At 72.9% G+C, this 310-nt stretch carries 1 protein-coding gene; it reads right to left on the minus strand.

The genetic code is table 11. The annotated features are described in order from the left end of the window. Positions 1 to 310, minus strand: a 310-nt coding sequence (locus tag DEIPI_RS40160) for an AAA family ATPase (RefSeq protein ID WP_045234587.1), incomplete at both ends; no start/stop codon positions are given.

A 310-nucleotide genomic window follows, 5' to 3' on the forward strand; every position in this document is an offset into this window, starting at 1 on the left:
AAGAAGCGCGCCTTCTCCTCGTCGTTCGAGATCGGCGCGGGCGCGTCCCCCAGCTCCGGCAGCAGCCGCGCCAGCTCCCGGCGCACCCAGCCGTCCAGCGGCAGCTCCGGCAGCGACGTCAGCAGCTGACGGAAGAAGCGCACGTTCGAGCCGTACAGCAGCCCGTCGTCGCCCGGACGGCACTCGAAGTACATCCCGCCGCCCGCCGCCGCCAGGTACTCCTGCACCAGCCGCGACTTCCCGATGCCCGGCTCGCCCTGCAGCACCACCACGTGCCCGCGCGCGAGCGCGTCGTCGATCTGCGCCCACT

It is taken from the genome of Deinococcus pimensis DSM 21231, assembly GCF_000519345.1.
In the GTDB taxonomy this organism is placed as follows: Bacteria; Deinococcota; Deinococci; order Deinococcales; family Deinococcaceae; genus Deinococcus_A; species Deinococcus_A pimensis.